We start from the raw sequence: 2,060 nt of genomic DNA on the forward strand, positions 1-2,060 counted from the left end.
CGTGCGACGCCCACTCACCACGAGGAGTTATGCAACTATCCTTTCCACTCGCGCGCCGACGCCGGCTGCTGGCCGCCGTGCCGCTGACCGCGTTTGTACTCGTCACTGCCGGCTGCTCCGCGGGTAGCGAGTCAGCGGTCACCATCATGGACGACTCCGGGGCGTCCACCGGGCTGCGTGGAACAGCGGTCCCGCAGCCGATCGACAAGCCGGCCATGAACCTGACAGACACCGCCGGAGCCCCGTTCGACCTGCGCTCGCGGACGGCGGGGAAGGTCACGCTGGTGTTCTTCGGCTATACCCACTGCCCCGACGTCTGCCCGACGACGATGGCTGACATCGCAGCGGCGCTCAACGTGGTGCCGACCGCGGTACGCGCACAGGTGGCGACGGTGTTCGTCACCACCGACCCCGACCGCGACACCGGCGGCGTCCTGGGTCAATGGCTGAACCAGTTCGACCCGTCCTTCATGGGCGTCCGCGGCACCTTGACGCAGGTGCACGCGCAGGCGGACGCTCTCGGTATCCCGCTCGAGGAACCGGTCCGCCAGCCAAATGGCAGCTATACCGTTACCCATGGGACGCAAGTCATAGCATTCACCAAGAACGACAAGGCCACGGTCCTGTATCTGGCCGGAACCCAGGTCGCCGACTATGTCCATGACCTGCCGCTCCTGGTCAACACCGGAAAGACGACGTGACGCCATGAAACACGTGACCCCGTGAAATGGGAACGGACAGCGGACAGCCCTGTGGACATTCCCGGTACCGCCGCAGCCGGCAGGAGACCGCTTCAGGCGTGGGTTACCGGCCCACGGATGGCGCGGACCCTCGCGACCGTGCTGCGGTTCGGTCTGGCCGCGATCTGGCTCGCCGCCGGTATCCTCAAGATCGGTGATCCGCAGGGAATGGTGCGGTCGGTCCGGGCCTTCCGCATTCTGCCTGAATCATTCGTCCATCCGGTCGCGTACGCCGTCCCGTTTGTGGAGATCGCGCTCGGCCTGCTGCTGCTCGTGGGCCTGGCCGTGCGGGTGGGCGCTGTCGTGTCCACCCTGCTGCTCGCCACTTATATCGCAGCGATCACGGCCGCGGCAGCACGCGGGCTGCACATCGAATGCGGCTGTTTCTCAGCCGGCGGCGACCTTACCGCGGACGCGCCCACCCACTACACCGAGGAAATCGTGCGGGACAGTCTGCTCCTCGTCGCGAGCGGCCTGTTGGTGCGCTGGCCGCACAGCGTACTGACCCTCGACCGTCTCCTCGACCGACCGTTCCAGGAGAATCGATGAACGCCACTTCAGGCAAGGACGGACCGAAAGACGCCCCGGCCGGACGGCGGCCTGCGGGTCGTGATGAGGCCCGACGGGAAAAGGCCGCCGCGGCCCGAGCCGCCGAGGCCGCGCATGCGCGGCGGCGCCAGCGCATCATCATCGCGTCGGTTGCCGTGGCTGTGCTCGCGTTGGTCGGCGTGATCGGCTTCGCCGTCCAGAGCAGTCGGACGGGCGCCACACCCGTCGTGCTGCCGGCGAACGCGACCGGGAGCGACAACGGGATCGTCGTCGGAACGGCGAAGGCCCCGGTCACCGTCGACTTCTACGAGGACTTCCAGTGCCCCATCTGCGAAAATCTCGAAACATCGCTTGGCCCCACCGTCCAGCAACTGATTGACGCCGGAAAAATCAAGGCCGTCTATCACATGATGTCCTTTCTGGGGCCGGAGTCGGTACGGGCCGCGAACGCCGCCGCAGCCGCCGCCCAGGAAAGCAGGTTCAAAGAATACCACGACGTTCTCTATGCCAATCAGCCACCCGAGAGAACCGGCGGCTTCACCAACACCACATTGACCGAACTCGGCGGCAAGGTCGGGCTGACATCCGCGACATTCACCGACGCCGTGAACAACGGCACATACAACGGTTATGTCGCGAAGGTGGAGGATGATGCGTCCAAGCGCGGCGTGAACGGCACCCCGACCGTGTTCGTCAACGGCAGTCAGCTTGCCGCGCAGGCCCTGACGGTGGACGGCTTCACCGCCGCGGTAGCCGGTGCCGCCCGGTAAC

Annotated in this window: 3 protein-coding genes; all 3 read left to right on the forward strand. The window is 66.4% G+C overall.

What is annotated here, in order from left to right; translation table 11 throughout:
• A partial coding sequence (locus U9980_RS20965) for an SCO family protein (protein ID WP_322769485.1) occupies positions 1-701 on the forward strand: 701 nt, incomplete at its 5' end.
• Positions 702-752: 51 nt separating this feature from the next.
• The gene (locus U9980_RS20970) at positions 753-1,289 is read left to right on the forward strand and encodes a MauE/DoxX family redox-associated membrane protein (protein ID WP_322769486.1); all 537 of its coding nucleotides are present in this window, start codon (positions 753-755) and stop codon (positions 1,287-1,289) included.
• A complete protein-coding gene (locus tag U9980_RS20975; protein WP_322769487.1) occupies positions 1,286-2,059 on the forward strand; it encodes a DsbA family protein in 774 nt (257 codons plus the stop codon). Before U9980_RS20970 ends, U9980_RS20975 begins: the two co-directional genes overlap by 4 nt.
• Position 2,060 lies beyond the last annotated feature (1 nt).

The organism is Protofrankia sp. Cr1, assembly GCF_963555865.1.
Classification (GTDB): Bacteria; Actinomycetota; Actinomycetes; order Frankiales; family Frankiaceae; genus Protofrankia.

What these genes read in the sequence shown, in the direction of transcription:
- U9980_RS20975 (WP_322769487.1), top strand. Translation starts at nt 1,286, where the DNA reads ATGAACGCCACTTCAGGCAAGGACGGACCGAAAGACGCCCCGGCCGGA.